This window comes from Sulfuriferula nivalis (genome assembly GCF_009937995.1).
GTDB lineage: Bacteria > Pseudomonadota > Gammaproteobacteria > Burkholderiales > Sulfuriferulaceae > Sulfuriferula > Sulfuriferula nivalis.
The window spans coordinates 3,344,849-3,361,892 of record NZ_AP021881.1 but is presented as its reverse complement, the minus strand read 5'-3'; the positions used below and the strand labels follow the sequence as shown (position 1 = coordinate 3,361,892).

General features: G+C 41.2%; 20 protein-coding genes. 18 read left to right on the top strand and 2 right to left on the bottom strand.

Annotated features, from left to right (window positions below; all coding sequences use genetic code 11):
* Positions 1 to 124 precede the first annotated feature (124 nt).
* The 18 genes from rpmH to SFSGTM_RS16490 all read left to right on the top strand — a co-directional run bounded on the left by rpmH (position 125) and on the right by SFSGTM_RS16490 (position 15,254).
* Entirely contained in the window at positions 125 to 271 is a 147-nt protein-coding gene (gene rpmH, locus SFSGTM_RS16575) for a 50S ribosomal protein L34 (protein ID WP_162086126.1), read from the top strand.
* Between the two features lie 15 nt (positions 272 to 286).
* On the top strand, positions 287 to 649 hold the full coding sequence (rnpA, locus tag SFSGTM_RS17355) for a ribonuclease P protein component (RefSeq protein ID WP_162086125.1): 363 nt from the start codon (positions 287 to 289) through the stop codon (positions 647 to 649).
* Entirely contained in the window at positions 634 to 843 is a 210-nt protein-coding gene (yidD, locus tag SFSGTM_RS16565) for a membrane protein insertion efficiency factor YidD (protein WP_162086124.1), read from the top strand. The genes rnpA and yidD overlap by 16 nt, the downstream gene beginning before the upstream one ends.
* Positions 844 to 867: 24 nt before the next feature.
* Entirely contained in the window at positions 868 to 2,526 is a 1,659-nt protein-coding gene (yidC, locus tag SFSGTM_RS16560; RefSeq protein ID WP_162086123.1) for a membrane protein insertase YidC, read from the top strand.
* Positions 2,513 to 3,844 carry a tRNA uridine-5-carboxymethylaminomethyl(34) synthesis GTPase MnmE gene (mnmE, locus tag SFSGTM_RS16555; RefSeq protein WP_162086122.1) on the top strand — a complete coding sequence of 444 codons (1,332 nt, stop codon included), beginning with the start codon at positions 2,513 to 2,515 and terminating at the stop codon, positions 3,842 to 3,844. The genes yidC and mnmE overlap by 14 nt, the downstream gene beginning before the upstream one ends.
* Positions 3,845 to 4,072: 228 nt before the next feature.
* Positions 4,073 to 5,968 carry a tRNA uridine-5-carboxymethylaminomethyl(34) synthesis enzyme MnmG gene (gene mnmG, locus SFSGTM_RS16550; RefSeq protein WP_162086121.1) on the top strand — a complete coding sequence of 632 codons (1,896 nt, stop codon included), beginning with the start codon at positions 4,073 to 4,075 and terminating at the stop codon, positions 5,966 to 5,968.
* Positions 5,969 to 6,586 carry a 16S rRNA (guanine(527)-N(7))-methyltransferase RsmG gene (gene rsmG / locus SFSGTM_RS16545; protein WP_162086120.1) on the top strand — a complete coding sequence of 206 codons (618 nt, stop codon included), beginning with the start codon at positions 5,969 to 5,971 and terminating at the stop codon, positions 6,584 to 6,586. It begins immediately after the preceding gene.
* Positions 6,583 to 7,350, top strand: coding sequence for a ParA family protein (locus tag SFSGTM_RS16540; RefSeq protein WP_162086119.1), 768 nt, complete (start codon positions 6,583 to 6,585; stop codon positions 7,348 to 7,350). The genes rsmG and SFSGTM_RS16540 overlap by 4 nt, the downstream gene beginning before the upstream one ends.
* Before the next feature lie 11 nt (positions 7,351 to 7,361).
* Positions 7,362 to 8,201, top strand: coding sequence for a ParB/RepB/Spo0J family partition protein (locus SFSGTM_RS16535; RefSeq protein ID WP_198420580.1), 840 nt, complete (start codon positions 7,362 to 7,364; stop codon positions 8,199 to 8,201).
* Between the two features lie 130 nt (positions 8,202 to 8,331).
* Positions 8,332 to 8,748: an ATP synthase subunit I gene (locus SFSGTM_RS16530; RefSeq protein ID WP_162086117.1), complete on the top strand. Its 417-nt coding sequence runs from the start codon at positions 8,332 to 8,334 to the stop codon at positions 8,746 to 8,748.
* A gap of 10 nt (positions 8,749 to 8,758) precedes the next feature.
* The gene (gene atpB, locus SFSGTM_RS16525; RefSeq protein ID WP_162086116.1) at positions 8,759 to 9,601 is read left to right on the top strand and encodes a F0F1 ATP synthase subunit A; all 843 of its coding nucleotides are present in this window, start codon (positions 8,759 to 8,761) and stop codon (positions 9,599 to 9,601) included.
* A 46-nt stretch (positions 9,602 to 9,647) separates the two neighbouring features.
* On the top strand, positions 9,648 to 9,887 hold the full coding sequence (gene atpE, locus SFSGTM_RS16520; protein WP_087448168.1) for a F0F1 ATP synthase subunit C: 240 nt from the start codon (positions 9,648 to 9,650) through the stop codon (positions 9,885 to 9,887).
* Positions 9,888 to 9,916: 29 nt separating this feature from the next.
* Complete coding sequence (locus SFSGTM_RS16515) at positions 9,917 to 10,387, top strand: F0F1 ATP synthase subunit B (protein WP_162086115.1); 471 nt, start codon at positions 9,917 to 9,919, stop codon at positions 10,385 to 10,387.
* A gap of 2 nt (positions 10,388 to 10,389) precedes the next feature.
* Positions 10,390 to 10,926, top strand: a complete 537-nt coding sequence (locus SFSGTM_RS16510) for a F0F1 ATP synthase subunit delta (protein ID WP_162086114.1) — start codon at positions 10,390 to 10,392, stop codon at positions 10,924 to 10,926.
* 23 nt (positions 10,927 to 10,949) lie between these two features.
* Entirely contained in the window at positions 10,950 to 12,491 is a 1,542-nt protein-coding gene (gene atpA / locus SFSGTM_RS16505) for a F0F1 ATP synthase subunit alpha (protein WP_162086113.1), read from the top strand.
* Positions 12,492 to 12,504: 13 nt separating this feature from the next.
* Positions 12,505 to 13,368: a F0F1 ATP synthase subunit gamma gene (gene atpG / locus SFSGTM_RS16500; RefSeq protein WP_162086112.1), complete on the top strand. Its 864-nt coding sequence runs from the start codon at positions 12,505 to 12,507 to the stop codon at positions 13,366 to 13,368.
* Positions 13,369 to 13,392: 24 nt separating this feature from the next.
* Positions 13,393 to 14,772 carry a F0F1 ATP synthase subunit beta gene (gene atpD / locus SFSGTM_RS16495; protein ID WP_162086111.1) on the top strand — a complete coding sequence of 460 codons (1,380 nt, stop codon included), beginning with the start codon at positions 13,393 to 13,395 and terminating at the stop codon, positions 14,770 to 14,772.
* Between the two features lie 59 nt (positions 14,773 to 14,831).
* A complete protein-coding gene (locus tag SFSGTM_RS16490) occupies positions 14,832 to 15,254 on the top strand; it encodes a F0F1 ATP synthase subunit epsilon (RefSeq protein WP_162086110.1) in 423 nt (140 codons plus the stop codon).
* Between the two features lie 54 nt (positions 15,255 to 15,308).
* Here the strand turns inward: SFSGTM_RS16490 and SFSGTM_RS16485 are convergent, their stop codons facing one another.
* Positions 15,309 to 16,154 (bottom strand): zinc-ribbon and DUF3426 domain-containing protein, encoded by an 846-nt coding sequence (locus SFSGTM_RS16485; RefSeq protein WP_162086109.1) that lies wholly within the window; start codon positions 16,152 to 16,154, stop codon positions 15,309 to 15,311.
* Positions 16,151 to 17,041 (bottom strand): 50S ribosomal protein L11 methyltransferase, encoded by an 891-nt coding sequence (prmA, locus tag SFSGTM_RS16480; protein ID WP_162086108.1) that lies wholly within the window; start codon positions 17,039 to 17,041, stop codon positions 16,151 to 16,153. Before prmA ends, SFSGTM_RS16485 begins: the two co-directional genes overlap by 4 nt.
* Positions 17,042 to 17,044 lie beyond the last annotated feature (3 nt).

Here is a 17,044-nt window from a genome sequence, read left to right as displayed (position 1 = left end):
GTAATTTAATATTTGCTGTAGATTAATTGATTCTTCTATAAAAACAAAAGGTTTCACTTGACAATAGGGGTTGTAAGATAGTTTAATAGTATGTTCTACGGAATTAATTTATTAGGATTTTGTTATGAAACGCACTTATCAACCTTCGGTTATCCGTCGTAAACGTACCCATGGCTTTTTAGTTCGTATGAGGACTAAAGGTGGTCGTGCAGTGATCAACAGACGTCGTGCAAAAGGGCGTGTTCGTCTTGCTGTAGGTGAGTCAAGGTAGTTTATCGCTAGTATTATGAATATTAGGTATACTTTTCCACGAAGTTGCCGATTATTAAAAACGGATGAGTATTCATCCGTTTTTAATTTCCGTTGTGGAAAAACTGGTCAATATCTTAATATTTATGCGAAACCAAATATAGAAAATTCATCAGCAAGGTTAGGTATAGTTGTAGGTAAGAAGCAATTACGAACAGCAGTTGCACGTAACTTAGCAAAACGTGTTGTTCGCGATATGTTTCGACTGCATCGAAATGAATTACCTAATTTAGATTATATCGTTCGCATTAATAAACCTTTTACCAAAGACGAATCTAACGTAGTTCGCAATGAACTTATACTTTTATTTAAAAAAAGTAAACGATGTCTAGACTCTTAATTATATTTGTAAGAATTTATCAGTACACTATAAGTCCTATGCTTATGCCTAGTTGCCGATTTACGCCTACTTGTTCGCAATATGCTGTAGAAGCATTAACAAAACATGGTGCATTTAAAGGTGGTTGGTTAGCACTTCGGCGCATAACACGTTGTCATCCACATAACCCTGGTGGTTATGATCCTGTACCTTAATTTTTAAGATTAGCGATTTAATTTATGGATATTAAAAGACTCATATTGTTTGTAGTATTCTCATTTTCCTTATTAATGTTGTGGGAAAATTGGCAAAAAGAAACAGCCCCTAAAGCATTAGATAGTACTGCAACTAGTACAAAAAATGACATTTCAAATATTAATGCGCCAATAATCCCCACTATAAATAAACAGGCAGTAATTCAACAAGATGCTAAAAAAGCGGATGGTGCATTAGTAGATGGTGCGCAAATCAATGTCACTACAGATTTAGTACATGCGGTAATTGATGCCGATGGCGGGGATATACGTAGTTTATCCATACTGCATTATCAAGACCCTGTTGATGTAAAGAGACATCTTCATATTTTTGAACAAACATCCAATCATACATATGTCGCCCAATCAGGCTTGGTTGGAACAAACTTACCAAATCATAAATCCATTTTTTCTTTTGCAGCTAACAATTACGCTTTAGCTGAAAATCAAAATAAGTTAGTTGTACCTATGTCGTGGGTAGATGAAGAGACCGGTATTCAAGTAACTAAGGAATACATTTTTTATCGCGATAGTTACAAAATAGATTTAACTTATCATTTAACAAATACTGGAAAGTTATCGATACCATTACAGGCGTATTTCCAGTTATTACGTGATGGGAAAATCCCTGATGGTGAATCTAAAATGGTTCATACATTTACAGGCCCAGCAATCTATACAGAAGCAAGTAAATTTACTAAGCTGGATTTTCATAAAATGGATAAGGGCGATCAAACTTATCCTAAAACTGCAAATGATGGTTGGGTAGCAATGGTGCAACATCATTTTGTATCTGCATGGTTACCTAATAATGGAGCAAAAAGAGAATTTTATGCAGAAGCCTTGGGTAATGGTTTGTATCGAGCTGGTGTGATATTGCCAGAAGGTGAATTAAAACCAGGTTCAAGCACGTCATTTACAGTTCCTTTGTATGCCGGTCCACAAATCCAGAAAACGTTAACGGCCTTAGCGCCTGGGCTGGATTATGTTGTTGACTATGGTTGGTTAACTCCTATCTCAGGTCCTATATTCTGGGCACTTCAAAAAATACATGGTGTAGTTGGGAACTGGGGATGGTCAATTGTTATTTTGACTATGTTTATTAAATTGATGTTTTTTCCGTTATCGGCAAAAAGTTATCAATCTATGGCCCAAATGCGAGGATTGGCTCCTAAATTACAACGTTTAAAAGAAACATTTGGCGATGATAGACAAAAACTTCATCAAGCTATGATGGATTTGTATAAAACAGAAAAAGTAAATCCATTAGGTGGTTGTTTGCCTGTAGTTGTACAAATTCCAGTATTTATTTCACTGTATTGGGCATTGTTAGGCAGTGTTGAGATGCGCCAGGCACCATTTATTGGATGGATTCACGACTTATCAGCGCCAGATCCATTTTACGTTTTGCCGATTATTATGGGCTTGACTATGATATTGCAAACGCGCTTGAATCCAACTCCACCGGATCCTATGCAAGCAAAAGTAATGATGATTATGCCGGTAGCATTCAGTATTTTCTTTTTCTTCTTTCCAGCTGGATTAGTATTATATTGGGTCGTAAACAATATATTATCAATAAGTCAGCAGTGGTTTATTACGCGTAAACACGAGGCTGCACAAGCAGGTAATGCAAAACGCTAAACGTGATGTGATTGCTGCAATTGCCACTGCGCCTGGGCGCGGTGGTGTGGGTATAGTTCGTATTTCTGGTGCTAATTTAAGTACGTTTCCATTTCAAATCAGCGGTATTAACCCAATACCGCGTCATGCACATTTTGTAAAATTCCTTGATGATACTGGCGAAATTATAGATGAAGGTATTTTGCTATATTTTCCAGGCCCACATTCATTTACGGGTGAAGATGTTATTGAGTTGCAGGGACATGGCGGACCTATAGTATTAAATATGCTATTGGTGCGATGTTTGCAACTTGGGGCTCGTTTAGCTGAGCCTGGTGAATTTACCTTGCGTGCTTATCTCAATGATAAATTAGATTTAGCTCAGGCTGAAAGTGTTGCCGATCTAATAGATGCCAGCTCTGAACAAGCTGTTAAATCAGCGATGCGTTCACTAACAGGTGAGTTTTCCAATCAAATTGAAATATTAGTTGCGGGTTTGATAGATTTACGTATGTTGGTTGAAGCCACCTTGGATTTTCCAGAAGAAGAGATTGAATTTCTTCAATCTGCGAAAGCATTCGATAGATTAGCAAATATATGTCAGCAAGTAAGTCAGGTTGAACAAAGCGCCAAACAAGGTAGCTTGTTACGTGATGGAATTAGTGTGGTATTAATTGGGCAACCAAACGTTGGTAAGTCTAGTTTGCTTAATAGGTTAGCTGGTGAGGAAGTGGCTATTGTTAGCGCAGTTGCAGGAACTACACGTGATACGGTGCGTGAAACTATACAAATAAATGGTGTGCCCATACACATAGTAGATACCGCAGGTTTGCGTGACACCGAAGATGAAGTTGAGCTTATTGGGATACAACGGACATGGCGAGCGATTGAACAAGCAAGTCTAGCATTGTTGCTTGTTGATGCTAAGCATGGCGTAACTTCAGTTGAAGATACTATTATTGCAAAACTGCCAGCTAATTTACCTTTATATACACTGCATAATAAAATTGATCTGGAATGTCCGGAAAAATTGGCAGGTGATATTTATGTTTCCGCTAAATTGGGTACGGGTATAGCTGAGCTTAAATCGTTGTTATTATCAGTAGCGGGATGGCAAACAGAAATGAGCAGTGTGTTTCTTGCGCGTGAACGGCACCTAAATGCTATTCGTTTGGCAAAACATCATTTAGAGTGCGCCATAGAGGTACAAGCGAACTCGTTGGAATTGTTAGCAGAAGATTTGCGTTTAGCACAATTTGCATTGGCATCTATTTCGGGTGGCTTTAGTGCTGATGATTTATTAGGCGAAATATTCAGTCGTTTTTGTATTGGCAAGTAAGATCGCGATATATGCCCTTTGGGGCGATTTTTTGATATTTTAATCGTTCTGTATAGCCGGTTAAATTTAAATTGAATATAGGCGATTTTGAGCTGTCTATTTTTTAAGCAATTCATATGTTTCACGTGAAACATTCAAGATTATCCAAAAATTAATTAACGCGTCCATTGTGTTTGATACAATGAGAGTCTGTAATCAATATCGTCGTAAATAACTGAGTATCCAAGTATGAATTTTCCAGAACGTTTTGATGTAATAATAATTGGTGGTGGACATGCCGGAACTGAAGCCGCGCTTGCGCCAGCCCGGATGGGTTTACGCACATTATTAATTACCCATAATATTGAAACGTTGGGACAGATGTCGTGCAATCCTTCCATTGGTGGTATAGGTAAGGGGCATTTAGTAAAGGAAATTGACGCATTAGGTGGTGCAATGGCCGCAGCCACAGATGAGGGTGGAATACAGTTTAAAATATTAAACTCTTCTAAAGGCCCGGCGGTAAGGGCAACTCGGGCACAAGCAGACAGAATATTATATAAACAAGCAATTCGAAGTCGCCTTGAAAATCAAAAAAACCTATGGTTGTTTCAACAAGCGGTGGATGATTTGATATTGGAAGGCGATAAAGTCGTTGGTGTAAAAACGCAACTAGGATTGATTTTCAACGCTAAATCAGTGGTGTTGACAGCGGGTACTTTCCTTGCAGGTTTGATACACGTAGGGCAATCAAACTATGCGGCAGGGCGTGCAGGAGACCCACCTGCAATCAGTTTGGCACATAGGTTAAGAGAATTGAATCTGCCTGTGGGGCGATTAAAGACTGGTACACCACCACGCATCGATGGTCGAACTATTGATTATTCTGTTATGCAGATTCAACCTGGTGATAATCCTGAGCCCGTGTTCTCATTTCTGGGTAGGCGTGAACAACATCCACAACAGTTGCCATGCTGGATCACGCAAACTTCAGAGTTAACCCATGACATTATTCGTTCTGGACTAGATCGGTCACCTTTATATACGGGTGTAATAGAGGGGGTGGGCCCAAGATATTGCCCTTCTATTGAAGATAAAGTGGTTCGCTTTGCAGATAAATTGTCGCATCAGATATTTGTTGAGCCAGAAGGTTTAACAACGCATGAGGTTTATCCGAATGGCATTTCTACAAGTTTGCCGTTTGATATACAGTTGGCATTAGTAAGATCAATAAAAGGCTTTGAAAACGCGCACTTAGTTCGTCCTGGCTATGCAATTGAATATGATTATTTCGATCCGCGTGGATTAAAACGATCATTAGAAACCAAGGCTATTAGTGGTCTGTTCTTTGCAGGGCAAATTAATGGAACTACGGGTTATGAAGAAGCCGCAGCACAAGGTTTGCTTGCAGGCATCAATGCAGGATTGTATGCACAAGATAAACCAAGTTGGAACCCAGGGCGGCATGAAGCATATTTGGGCGTAATGGTTGATGATTTGACGACGCTGGGTGTAACCGAGCCATATCGTATGTTTACAAGTCGTGCGGAGTATCGCTTATCCTTGCGTGAAGATAATGCAGATATGCGCTTAACCGAAATTGGTCGCAGTCTTGGTGTTGTTGATGACGAGCGTTGGGCCGCCTTTTGTGCAAAACGCGAGATGGTAGAAATTGAGTCTGTGCGTTTGAAGCAAACGTGGGTACAGCCTAATACATTGAGTAAAGAAGACGCGATGAGTGTATTGGGTAAAGAAATTGAGCGTGAATATAACCTGCATGATTTGCTGCGTCGGCCGGATGTTACTTATGAATCATTAAAAAGGTTGCCACAATTTGGGCAGGGTTTAGAAGATCTGGTAGCTGCGGAGCAAGTGGAAATACGTGCGAAATATCAAGGCTATATAGACAGGCAAAAAGATGAAGTTGATAAGGCGCGAACCCAAGAAGAGCAGTCTTTATCAGCGGATCTGGACTATAACGATGTGCCAGGTTTGTCTATAGAAGTAAAACAGAAGTTGAATCGGCATAAACCAGAAAGTATCGGTCAGGCATCACGTATATCCGGGATAACACCGGCCGCAATTTCGATTCTGTTGGTATATATGAAACGACATGGCGATGGCCGTAAAAAATTGGTAGGTTGAATGAGAGAGTCTCTTATTAAACATACCGCTGAAATGGGCATAACCATAGCTAATGAGCAAGCCGATAAACTAATACAGTATTTGCAGTTGATAGTTAAATGGAATCGTATACATAATTTAACTGCAATACGGGATCAGCAAGATATGTTGCCCCACCACCTGTTAGATAGCTTGTCAGTAAATCCATGGGTGAAAGCAGAGAGTTTGTTGGATGTAGGAACGGGAGCGGGCTTGCCAGGAATCCCATTGGCAATATTGCGACCTGAGTTACTAATTACTCTATCAGATAGCAATAAAAAGAAATCATCTTTTCAGCAGCAAGCGCAAATAGAACTGGGTTTAAAAAATGTAACTGTCAAAGCTGGGCGGGTAGAAGACTTGTCTGACACGGAAAAATTTGATGGAATAATTTCTCGGGCTTTTTCCGAAATGGCGCTGTTTACTAAATTAACACAACATTTGCTCACGGATGATGGGCGTTGGTATGCAATGAAGGGTATATATCCAACTGAAGAGTTGGAAAATTTGCCAGAATTTGTACAGACAGAAGCAGTGTATGAACTGGAGGTTCCTATGTTAAATGCGCAACGTCATTTGCTGGTAATGAAGAAAAAATGACTAAGATATTAGCAATTACGAATCAAAAGGGCGGCGTGGGTAAAACCACTACAGCTGTCAATTTGGCGGCAAGCCTTGCAAGTCTTAAATGTAAGGTGCTGTTAGTAGATTTGGATCCTCAGGGCAATGCCACCATGGGGTGTGGGATAAATAAGCGTGAATTGAAGCATAGTGTATATCATGTATTGTTGGGACTGGTGGGTGCTGATGCAGTATTGAAATATAGCCCTACGGGTAAATTTGATGTGCTTCCTGCAAATAGAGATTTAGCAGGCGCCGAAGTGGAGTTGGTAGATGTTGACGGGCGTGAAACGCGCCTGAAAGAGGCGCTGGCTGGTATAGGTCAAGGGTATGATTATGTGCTGATAGATTGCCCACCGGCTTTAAATATGCTTGCTGTGAATGCTTTGACTGCTGCTGATGCAGTGATCATCCCAATGCAATGCGAATATTATGCACTTGAAGGCGTGTCAGATTTAGTGAATACCATTAAAAAAATTAGAGCAAATTTAAATCCACACTTAGAAGTGGAAGGTTTGTTGAGAACAATGTTTGATCCGCGCAGCACTTTGGCACAACAGGTTTCCACACAGCTGAAGAATCATTTCACCAATAAAGTGTATGAAACGGTAATACCAAGGAACGTTAGATTGGCAGAAGCACCAAGTTATGGTCAGCCTGTATTAGTCTATGATGCTGCTTCAAAAGGTGCACAGGCTTATATCGCGTTGGCACAGGAAATGTTGACACGTACTAAGTCATAAAGGTAATGGTAATGAAGAAAACAAGAGGATTAGGACGAGGGTTGGATGCATTGCTAGGCGATGATAATACCACATCAGAAAATCATGGTGAGCTACAACAACTGGGTTTGGAAAAGCTGCAGCCAGGAAAATATCAGCCTAGGTCGTATATGGATGAAGAGAGTTTGAATTCCTTGGCGGCTTCAATCAAGGCGCAAGGGTTGATGCAACCAATTCTTGTACGCGCAGTGGCAGATGATAAATGGGAAATTATTGCTGGCGAACGGCGCTGGAGGGCAGCAAAGATCGCTGGTCTGTTTGAAGTACCTGTATTGATAAAAACAGTAGCAGACGATGCCGCATTGGCCATGGCATTAATAGAGAATATACAAAGGGAAGATCTTAACCCGATTGAGGAGGCGCTAGGCATACAGCGTCTAATAGAACAATTCCAGATGACGCATCAAGTCGCAGCAGATGCGGTAGGTCGATCACGTAGCGCGGTAACAAATTTGCTGAGATTGTTAAATCTTGCAACGGAAGTACAAGATTTAGTGATGACCGGAAAATTAGAAATGGGTCATGCACGCTCATTACTAGTGCTTGAAGAAATACAACAAGTTAAACTCAGCACGGAAATTGTTAGTAAATCATTAACGACACGTGAAGTAGAGCGACGTGTTAAGGAAATTCTAGAACCAAAACCACAAATAGTAATTAAGGTTAACCGGGATGTTGTAGCGTTAGAAGAAACCTTGTCAGATAAAGTTGGAGCCAAAGTAACAATAACCAGCAAAAAAAATGGATCGGGAAGATTGGTAATAGAGTATGACAATTTTGAACATTTAGATAGCCTAATCAATAGGTTATAGAAATTTCAGTTAAGAGTCAGGATGGCTGGATAAAGCAATAAGTTGCATAAAATCATAAGAGTATTGTAATATGCTGAGATATCACCATTAGGGGTACGCCTGTCATAAACAATTCGATAGGCAAAATGAATTGAGCCGAATTGTATTTTTACCGGAAATGGCAACAGCGGAAATTAAAACTGTTATTAAATTGCAATTAATGATAGGTATTATCTTGCTATTTCTGCTGGGGTATATCCGGCCAGAGTGGATAAAATCATTACTATATGGTGAAGTAACCGCGTTAATAAATACTGGTATGTTGTATTGGCGATTATATAAATCACACAAACGGCCAGTAAAATCGCAAGAGCAAGAATTGGCGTTGTTGTATCGATCTGGATTAGAGCGATTTATATTAATAGCAGGGTTGTTAGCAATGGGCATGATGGCGAAGTTACATCTCGTTCCGTTGGTCGTATTAACTGGATTTATGATAGAACAATTGGTGTTTTTGTTGGGTATCCTGCTTGTTAGGTATCCAGCAAAAATAAAAACTGAAACTTAGAGTGCAAAACATGTCAACTGAAGCAATAACTTCTTCCGAATATATAAAACATCACTTACAAAACCTTACATATGGTACTTTGCCGGACGGTACTATGGGGGTAGCACATACTGCTGCAGAAGCCAAAGCTATGGGTTTCTGGGCAATAAATTTAGATACGATAGGGATGTCTATATTTCTAGGTTTGGTGTTTCTTTTAGTATTTCGTGCCGCAGCAAACTCAGCGTCGGCTGGTGTGCCAAATGGTGTGCTTAATTTCGTAGAGTGGATAGTTGAGTTTATTGATACCAGTGTGCGTGGTTCTTTCAGTGGAAAGAACCCATTGGTTGCCCCACTGGCATTAACAATATTTGTGTGGATATTATTAATGAATTTGATGGATTTGCTGCCAGTGGACTGGGTTCCGCAGATTGCACATCATTTAGGTCTGCCATTCTTTAAAGTTGTACCAAGTACAGATCCGAATGCAACATTTGGTATGGCGATCTCAGTGTTTTTCTTAGTGCTGTATTACAGCGTTAAAATGAAAGGTGTTGGTGGTTTTGTTGGAGAGTTAACTTTACAGCCTTTCGGTAAAGCAGGGCTTCCAGCCAATATATTCCTTGAGGGTGTGAACTTGATCGCCAAACCGGTTTCATTGGCGTTGCGATTGTTCGGTAACATGTATGCTGGTGAAATGATATTCATCTTGATAGCCCTGATGTTTGGTGGCGGCGTAGGAATTGGTTTGTTTGGTGGCGTGTTGCAATGGGGTTGGGCAGTATTCCATATTCTGATTGTAACGCTGCAGGCATTCATATTTATGACACTAACCATAGTGTATTTAGATATGGCGCACCAAGAGCATCATTGATAATTTGTTTTTGTTAATTGTTGGTTTTTTATTAAAGGAGTAGTAAATGGATATGATTCACGCAGTGCTGTATGTAGCTGGTGCAATGATGATGGGTTTGGGTGCTTTAGGTGCTTCTATCGGTATTGGTATTTTGGGTGGCCGTTTCCTGGAAGGCGCTGCTCGTCAACCAGAATTAATCCCTATGCTGCGTACCCAATTCTTTATCGTCATGGGTTTGGTTGACGCGGTACCTATGATTGCTGTTGGTTTGGCAATGTATGTATTGTTCGCGGTTGCAGGTTAAATAACCGTACACCGTAGAAAGGTAATGGCATGAATATTAATGCTACCCTAATCGGTCAATCTATAACATTTTTCGTGTTTGTTTGGTTTTGCATGAAATTTGTTTGGCCGCCGATTATGAATGCGCTGAATGAGCGCAAAAAAATGATTGCCGATGGTTTGGCTGCAGGTGAACGTGGTAAGCATGAATTAGAGCTTGCTTCAAAACGTGCAAGCGAAAACATGCATGAAGCTAAGCAAAAAGCCGCAGAAATCATTGCGCAAGCTGATAAGCGTGCAATGCAGTTAATCGAAGAAGCTAAAGCAGCAGCTAAAGCAGAAGCGGATCGTATGATTGCAAGTGCACAAGCGAGCGTTGCGCAAGAAATGGTTCGTGCAAAAGAAGCTTTGCGTGGCCAGGTTGCTGAATTAGCAGTTGCTGGTGCGGAAAAAATATTGCGTCGTGAAATTGATGCAAAAGCACACGCTGATTTGTTAATCGCAATTCAGAACGAGCTTTAATCATGGCTGAAATTGCAACCGTCGCCCGCCCCTATGCAGAAGCAGTTTTTCGCTTGGCAAAAGAAGCAAATGCCGTCAATGTTTGGTCTGACCAGTTAGGATATGTACAAGTGGTTGCGTCTGATGCAGAGATGCAGCGTTTGTCAAATGATCCAAAAGTTGAAGCAGCTCAATTAGTTGAGTTGTTTCTTGGTGTTTTGGGCAAGGAAGTTGATGCAAGTATTGCAAACTTTATTACATTGTTAATAGAAAACAATCGTATAGATGTTTTGCCAGAAATCGTGCATCAATTTGAAGCGCTTAAAGCAAAAGAAGGTGGTGTACTAGATGCGCAAGTGACCAGTGCCTATCCTATGACTGCAGAACAAATTGCGGAACTGTCCGTCCGTCTTGAGAAAAAATTTAATCGTAAAGTAAGTGCTACAGTAAGTGTCGACCCAGCTCTAATAGGCGGGATGATCGTTGCTGTTGGCGATGAAGTGTATGATGCTTCAGTGCGAGGTAAATTACAAGGCATGGCGTACGCGTTAAAACGTTAAAGAGATTCCGTTAGGAGCTATCAATGCAACTCAATCCCACAGAGATCAGTGATCTCATAAAAAGTAAAATTCAAAATTTGGCAGTAGCTGCTGAATTACGTACCCAAGGTACAGTTGTGTCCGTGACCGATGGTATCGTTCGCGTACATGGCCTGTCAGATGTTATGCAAGGTGAAATGTTAGAGTTTCCAGGCAATACATTTGGTTTGGCGCTGAACTTGGAGCGTGATTCTGTTGGTGCTGTTGTTTTGGGTGAATATGAGCACATTACCGAAGGCGATACAGTTAAATGTACAGGCCGTATTTTGGAAGTGCCTATTGGTCCAGAATTAATTGGTCGTGTTGTAAATTCGTTGGGTCAGCCTATAGATGGTAAAGGCCCGATAAATGCGAAACTGTCTTCACCAATTGAAAAAATTGCGCCAGGCGTTATTGAACGTCAATCAGTTACACAACCACTACAGACAGGTTTGAAATCTGTAGATGCGATGGTGCCTATTGGTCGTGGTCAGCGTGAATTGATTATTGGCGATCGCCAAACAGGTAAAACTGCAGTAGCTGTTGATGCAATAATCAACCAAAAAGGTACTGGTGTAATCTGTATCTATGTAGCAATTGGTCAAAAAGCATCGTCAGTGGCAAACGTAGTTCGTAAATTAGAAGAGCATGGCGCATTGGGTCACACCATCATCGTAGCTTCTACAGCATCTGAATCAGCAGCTATGCAATACATTGCACCGTATGCGGGTTGCACAATGGGCGAATATTTCCGTGACCGCGGTGAAGATGCGCTGATTGTTTATGATGACTTAACCAAGCAAGCTTGGGCTTATCGTCAAATTTCATTGTTGCTTCGTCGTCCACCAGGTCGTGAAGCATACCCTGGTGACGTATTCTACTTGCACTCACGTTTGTTAGAGCGTGCATCACGTATTAACGCTGAGCAAGTTGAAAAATTAACTGGCGGTGCTGTAAAAGGCAAAACTGGTTCATTAACAGCGCTTCCAGTGATTGAAACGCAAGCAGGTGACGTTTCTGCATTCGTACCTACTAACGTAATTTCGATTACTGACGGTCAGATCTTCTTGGAAACTGACTTGTTTAACGCAGGTATTCGTCCAGCTATCAACGCAGGTTTGTCAGTGTCGCGTGTTGGTGGTGCTGCGCAAACTAAAGTTATCAAAAAGCTGGGTGGTGGTACACGTCTGGCATTGGCGCAATATCGTGAATTGGCTGCATTTGCACAGTTTGCTTCGGACTTGGATGAAGCTACACGTAAGCAGTTAGAACGCGGTAAGCTGGTTACTGAGTTGATGAAGCAAAATCAGTATGCACCAATGAACGTAGCTGAAATGGCTTTGACATTGTTTGCTGTGAACAAAGGTTATATGGATGATGTTGAAGTTAAGAAAGTGCTAGCGTTTGAAGCAGCTTTGGCATCATATGTAAAATCAAAGCATGGCGATTTGATGGATAAAATGCAAAGCACGGGTGATATGCCAGCGGATGTAGAAGCTACTTTAATTAAGGCTATTGAGGAATTCAAGTCCTCAGCCGTTTATTGATTGGATAACAATCATGGCTTCAGGTAAAGAGATACGGACTAAGATCAAAAGCGTAGAAAATACGCGGAAGATCACTCGTGCTATGGAAATGGTTGCAGCAGCGAAAATGCGTAAAGCGCAAGAGCGCATGCGTGCAGCACGACCATATGCCGAGAAAATTGCAAATGTAGCCGCTCATCTTTCTCAAGCCAACCCGGAATACAAACATCCATTTATCATTAAACGTGATCAAGTTAAACGCGTGGGATTAATTGTTGTTAGTACTGATAAGGGTTTGTGTGGGGGATTAAATACCAACGTACTGCGTGTAGTAGTAAACCAAATGAAACAATGGGATGCTGCAAAGATTGGTATTGATGTCACTGCAATTGGTAATAAAGGGTTGGGTTTTCTGCAGCGTTCGGGATCGAATTTGGTCTCGCATGTTGTAGCGCTTGGCGATGCACCACACATGGAAACATTAATTGGCCCAGTTAAGGTCATGTTAGATGCTTACATGGCAGGCAAAATTGACGCGCTTCATATTGTTTACAATAAGTTTGTAAATACGATGAAACAAGAACCAGTCAGTCTGCAAATATTGCCACTAGTTGCTCCCGATGATGGTAAACCAGTTCATCATTGGGATTACATATATGAACCAGAGGCGCCAGCAGTAATTGATGCGTTATTGGTTCGTTACGTGGAAGCTTTGATTTACCAGGCCGTGGCTGAAAATATGGCTTGTGAACAAAGTGCCCGTATGGTTGCAATGAAGGCTGCATCTGATAATGCAAAAAATGTGATTGGTGAGCTGAAACTGGTTTATAACAAAACCCGTCAAGCTGCCATTACCAAAGAGCTATCTGAGATCGTAGCAGGTGCTGCGGCTGTTTAAGTATTTTTATTTCGAGGAACGACGATGAGTCAAGGCAAAATCGTACAAATCATTGGCCCAGTTGTGGACGTGGAATTTCCACGTAATGCAATGCCTAAGATTTATGATGCATTAAAAATGGAGTCGCCTGTGCTGACGTTGGAAGTTCAACAACAGCTTGGTGATGGCGTAGTTCGCGCAATTGCTATGGGTACTACCGACGGCTTACGTCGTGGTATGTTAGTTAGCAACACTGGGGCTGCTATTTCAGTACCAGTGGGTGTAAAAACCTTGGGTCGCATTATGGACGTGCTTGGTAATCCTATCGACGAACAAGGTCCTATCGGTAATGAAACCTCTTGGGGTATACACCGTAAAGCGCCAGCATTCGATGAACTGGCTGCATCCAATGAACTACTGGAAACGGGTATTAAGGTTATTGATTTAATCTGTCCGTTTGCTAAGGGTGGTAAAGTTGGTTTGTTCGGTGGTGCAGGTGTTGGTAAGACCGTTAACATGATGGAACTGATCCGTAACATCGCTATTGAACATAGTGGTTATTCAGTATTTGCTGGTGTTGGAGAGCGTACTCGTGAGGGTAATGACTTCTACCACGAAATGAAAGACGGCGGCGTTCTGGATAAAGTTGCGCTAGTATATGGTCAGATGAACGAGCCACCTGGTAACCGTTTACGTGTTGCTTTGACTGGTTTGACCATGGCTGAGTTTTTCCGTGACGAAGGTCGTGACGTGTTGTTATTCGTTGACAACATCTATCGTTATACCTTGGCTGGTACGGAAGTATCCGCGTTGCTGGGTCGTATGCCTTCAGCTGTGGGATATCAACCAACCTTGGCTGAAGAGATGGGTCGTTTGCAAGAACGTATCACATCAACCAAAAAGGGTTCGATTACCTCTATTCAAGCTGTTTATGTACCAGCGGATGACTTAACCGATCCATCACCAGCAACTACCTTTGCTCACTTAGATGCGACCGTTGTTCTGTCACGACAAGTTGCTGAATTGGGTATTTATCCAGCTATTGATCCGCTAGACTCAACATCACGTCAATTAGATCCTTTAGTAGTTGGTGAAGAGCATTACAGCGTAGCCCGCGGTGTGCAGTCTATATTGCAACGTTACAAAGAATTGCGCGATATTATTGCAATTCTGGGTATGGATGAATTGGCGCCAGAAGATAAATTGGCAGTTGCGCGTGCACGTAAGATTCAACGCTTCCTGTCACAGCCATTCTTCGTAGCGGAAGTGTTTACCGGTGCTCCAGGTAAATATGTTTCACTGAAGGATACTATCAGCGGCTTTAAGGCTATCATTAACGGTGAATATGATCACTTGCCAGAACAAGCGTTCTATATGGTAGGTACCATTGATGAAGCGGTTGCTAAAGCTAAAACCATTCAGTAATCCTGGCTAGGGCGTAATCTAGGTTACGCCCGTTAACCAAGTGCGAGGAAGAAAGAATTATGGCTATGACCATTCATGTTGATATAGTTAGTGCAGAAGCGTCACTGTTTTCAGGTGTGGCAGAATATGTAATTGTTCCAGCAGCTATGGGCGAGGTAGGTATTTATCCTCGTCATACACAGATGCTGACCAATATTAAAGCGGGTTCTGTACGTATCAAAAAACCAGATGTTGCTGAAGAAGAATTAATTTTTGTTTCTGGTGGCATGTTAGAAGTACAGCCGCATATGATAACCATACTTTCTGACACCGCGATTCGTGGCAAAGATCTGGATGAAAGTCGTGCGCTAGAAGCTAAAAAGCGTGCAGAGGAAGCAATGAAAAATAATGCTTCTACTATGGATTATGCAAAGGCTCAAGCAGAGCTTGCTGAGGCAATTGCTCAGATTGCTGCTATTGAGCGTTTACGTAAACACCACTAATTAGAATTTATTCTGATCAATAAAAAAGGCAACTTAGGTTGCCTTTTTTATTGATCAGAAAAATCGAATCTTATAATTAGAAACAGCAGATTCATTAACAGATAAATCTAATTTAATAATACGTTCGTCGTGAGGCTGTAAAAAGTCTCTATTGAAAGAAATATAATCATCAGGTGAAATTTTTCGTATACTCACCACGGTGTCATCACTGTCTAACAATGTTAGTAAAAATCTAGGAAACTGTAATTTATAGTTAGCATTATTTTGAAGCGCTAGTGTGACCTTAATAAATTTTTTGTTTTTTTGTTCAATTTCGAAATTTGAATTTGTTAGTTCAATTTGACTTACATCATATGGAGGTTCCATAGTGCAAAGGTGACCCTCGCAAAGTGTATTGAAGAGAGGTTTAAGCACTGGGAGAGACGAAGATAACTGGTATCTATACGGAATACTAATTTGCAGCAGTAGTAAACTTGTTAATAACATGGTTCCCATTGCGTAAGATATTTTGCGACTGCGACTGATCTGTTTTTTAAACTGTATAGGTACATCTGTCGCATATGCAGAATCGATAATATCACTTGAGATTAACGAATGGTCAGTATTGGTAGTAATGTCATCTGTCACGGTTGTTTCGTGAACAGCAGGTAACTCTTCTTCAATAATAATATCTGATTCAATAGAATCAGAATTAGTGATAAGAGTCTGAGTTTCAACTTCATCTATGTGTACAGAACTTACAACAGGACTTTGTGTATGAACAGAGGGTTGTATATGTTGAGCGGCATTAAAAACCATACCACAAACACCGCACTGTACCATACCTTGAGCACTAGAAAGGTGTTGTTCGTCAACCTTGAAAACAGTGTGACAAATAGGACAGGCAGTATGTAAGATCACAAAATTTTCTCACCAGCCAAACATACCCAACCCTCATCGATTTGCCAAACAGCAATATCAAACCAAGAACTATATACCGCAATAACCTTATCAGCCTGTGAAGCAAGTATACCGGATAACACAATTCGACCATGTGACTTGCAGCGCTCAGCAAGTAGGGGAGCCAAGGCTAATAATGGGTTAGTTAGTATATTCGCTATGACAATGTCAGCAGGTGAGGAGTGATCGTTCTCTGTCGTATAAAAAGCAATAGTAACGTCATTGTTAGTAGCATTATCCAGTGCAGTAATGACAGCTTGTGGATCTATATCTACACCAGTTGCAGAAGACGCGCCAAATTTAATCGAAGCAATAGCAAGTATGCCAGAGCCACAACCATAATCTAGAACAGACTCGTGTCCTTGGATATTTTGATCAAGCCACTGCAAACATAATCGAGTTGTCGGATGCGAGCCTGTTCCAAAAGCCAAGCCTGGATCGAGTTTTAAATTAATAGCTTTACTATCTGGGGCATCGTGCCAGCTAGGGATAATCCATAACCTTGTTGAGATTTGAATTGGATCGAATTCAGACTGAGTTAATCTGACCCAGTCTTGCTCAGCTACTAAGCCAATCACATAGGAAGGTAAGTTGAATACAGCATGTTCCGCTGCCAAACTTAGGATGTGGTGAACATCTGCATTCTGCTCAAATAGAGCAACAACAAAATTGTCACGCCAGAGGGCATCAACAGGCATGCCAGGCTCACCAAAGATAGGTGCTTCATAATCTGTCCCTGCCGCAGCATCTTCGATACTGACAGATAACGCACCGACATCCATAAGCGCGTCAGATAGGCGTTCAGCTTCATCAGCAGTTGCGGGAAGCGTAACAGATTGCCAAGGCATGAT

Coding starts and splice junctions, on each gene's coding strand:
- rpmH (WP_162086126.1), top strand. CDS start 125: ATGAAACGCACTTATCAACCTTCGGTTATCCGTCGTAAACGTACCCAT.
- rnpA (WP_162086125.1), top strand. CDS start 287: ATGAATATTAGGTATACTTTTCCACGAAGTTGCCGATTATTAAAAACG.
- yidD (WP_162086124.1), top strand. CDS start 634: ATGTCTAGACTCTTAATTATATTTGTAAGAATTTATCAGTACACTATA.
- yidC (WP_162086123.1), top strand. CDS start 868: ATGGATATTAAAAGACTCATATTGTTTGTAGTATTCTCATTTTCCTTA.
- mnmE (WP_162086122.1), top strand. CDS start 2,513: ATGCAAAACGCTAAACGTGATGTGATTGCTGCAATTGCCACTGCGCCT.
- mnmG (WP_162086121.1), top strand. CDS start 4,073: ATGAATTTTCCAGAACGTTTTGATGTAATAATAATTGGTGGTGGACAT.
- rsmG (WP_162086120.1), top strand. CDS start 5,969: ATGAGAGAGTCTCTTATTAAACATACCGCTGAAATGGGCATAACCATA.
- SFSGTM_RS16540 (WP_162086119.1), top strand. CDS start 6,583: ATGACTAAGATATTAGCAATTACGAATCAAAAGGGCGGCGTGGGTAAA.
- SFSGTM_RS16535 (WP_198420580.1), top strand. CDS start 7,362: ATGAAGAAAACAAGAGGATTAGGACGAGGGTTGGATGCATTGCTAGGC.
- atpB (WP_162086116.1), top strand. CDS start 8,759: ATGTCAACTGAAGCAATAACTTCTTCCGAATATATAAAACATCACTTA.
- atpE (WP_087448168.1), top strand. CDS start 9,648: ATGGATATGATTCACGCAGTGCTGTATGTAGCTGGTGCAATGATGATG.
- SFSGTM_RS16515 (WP_162086115.1), top strand. CDS start 9,917: ATGAATATTAATGCTACCCTAATCGGTCAATCTATAACATTTTTCGTG.
- SFSGTM_RS16510 (WP_162086114.1), top strand. CDS start 10,390: ATGGCTGAAATTGCAACCGTCGCCCGCCCCTATGCAGAAGCAGTTTTT.
- atpA (WP_162086113.1), top strand. CDS start 10,950: ATGCAACTCAATCCCACAGAGATCAGTGATCTCATAAAAAGTAAAATT.
- atpG (WP_162086112.1), top strand. CDS start 12,505: ATGGCTTCAGGTAAAGAGATACGGACTAAGATCAAAAGCGTAGAAAAT.
- atpD (WP_162086111.1), top strand. CDS start 13,393: ATGAGTCAAGGCAAAATCGTACAAATCATTGGCCCAGTTGTGGACGTG.
- SFSGTM_RS16490 (WP_162086110.1), top strand. CDS start 14,832: ATGGCTATGACCATTCATGTTGATATAGTTAGTGCAGAAGCGTCACTG.
- prmA (WP_162086108.1), bottom strand. CDS start 17,041: ATGCCTTGGCAATCTGTTACGCTTCCCGCAACTGCTGATGAAGCTGAA.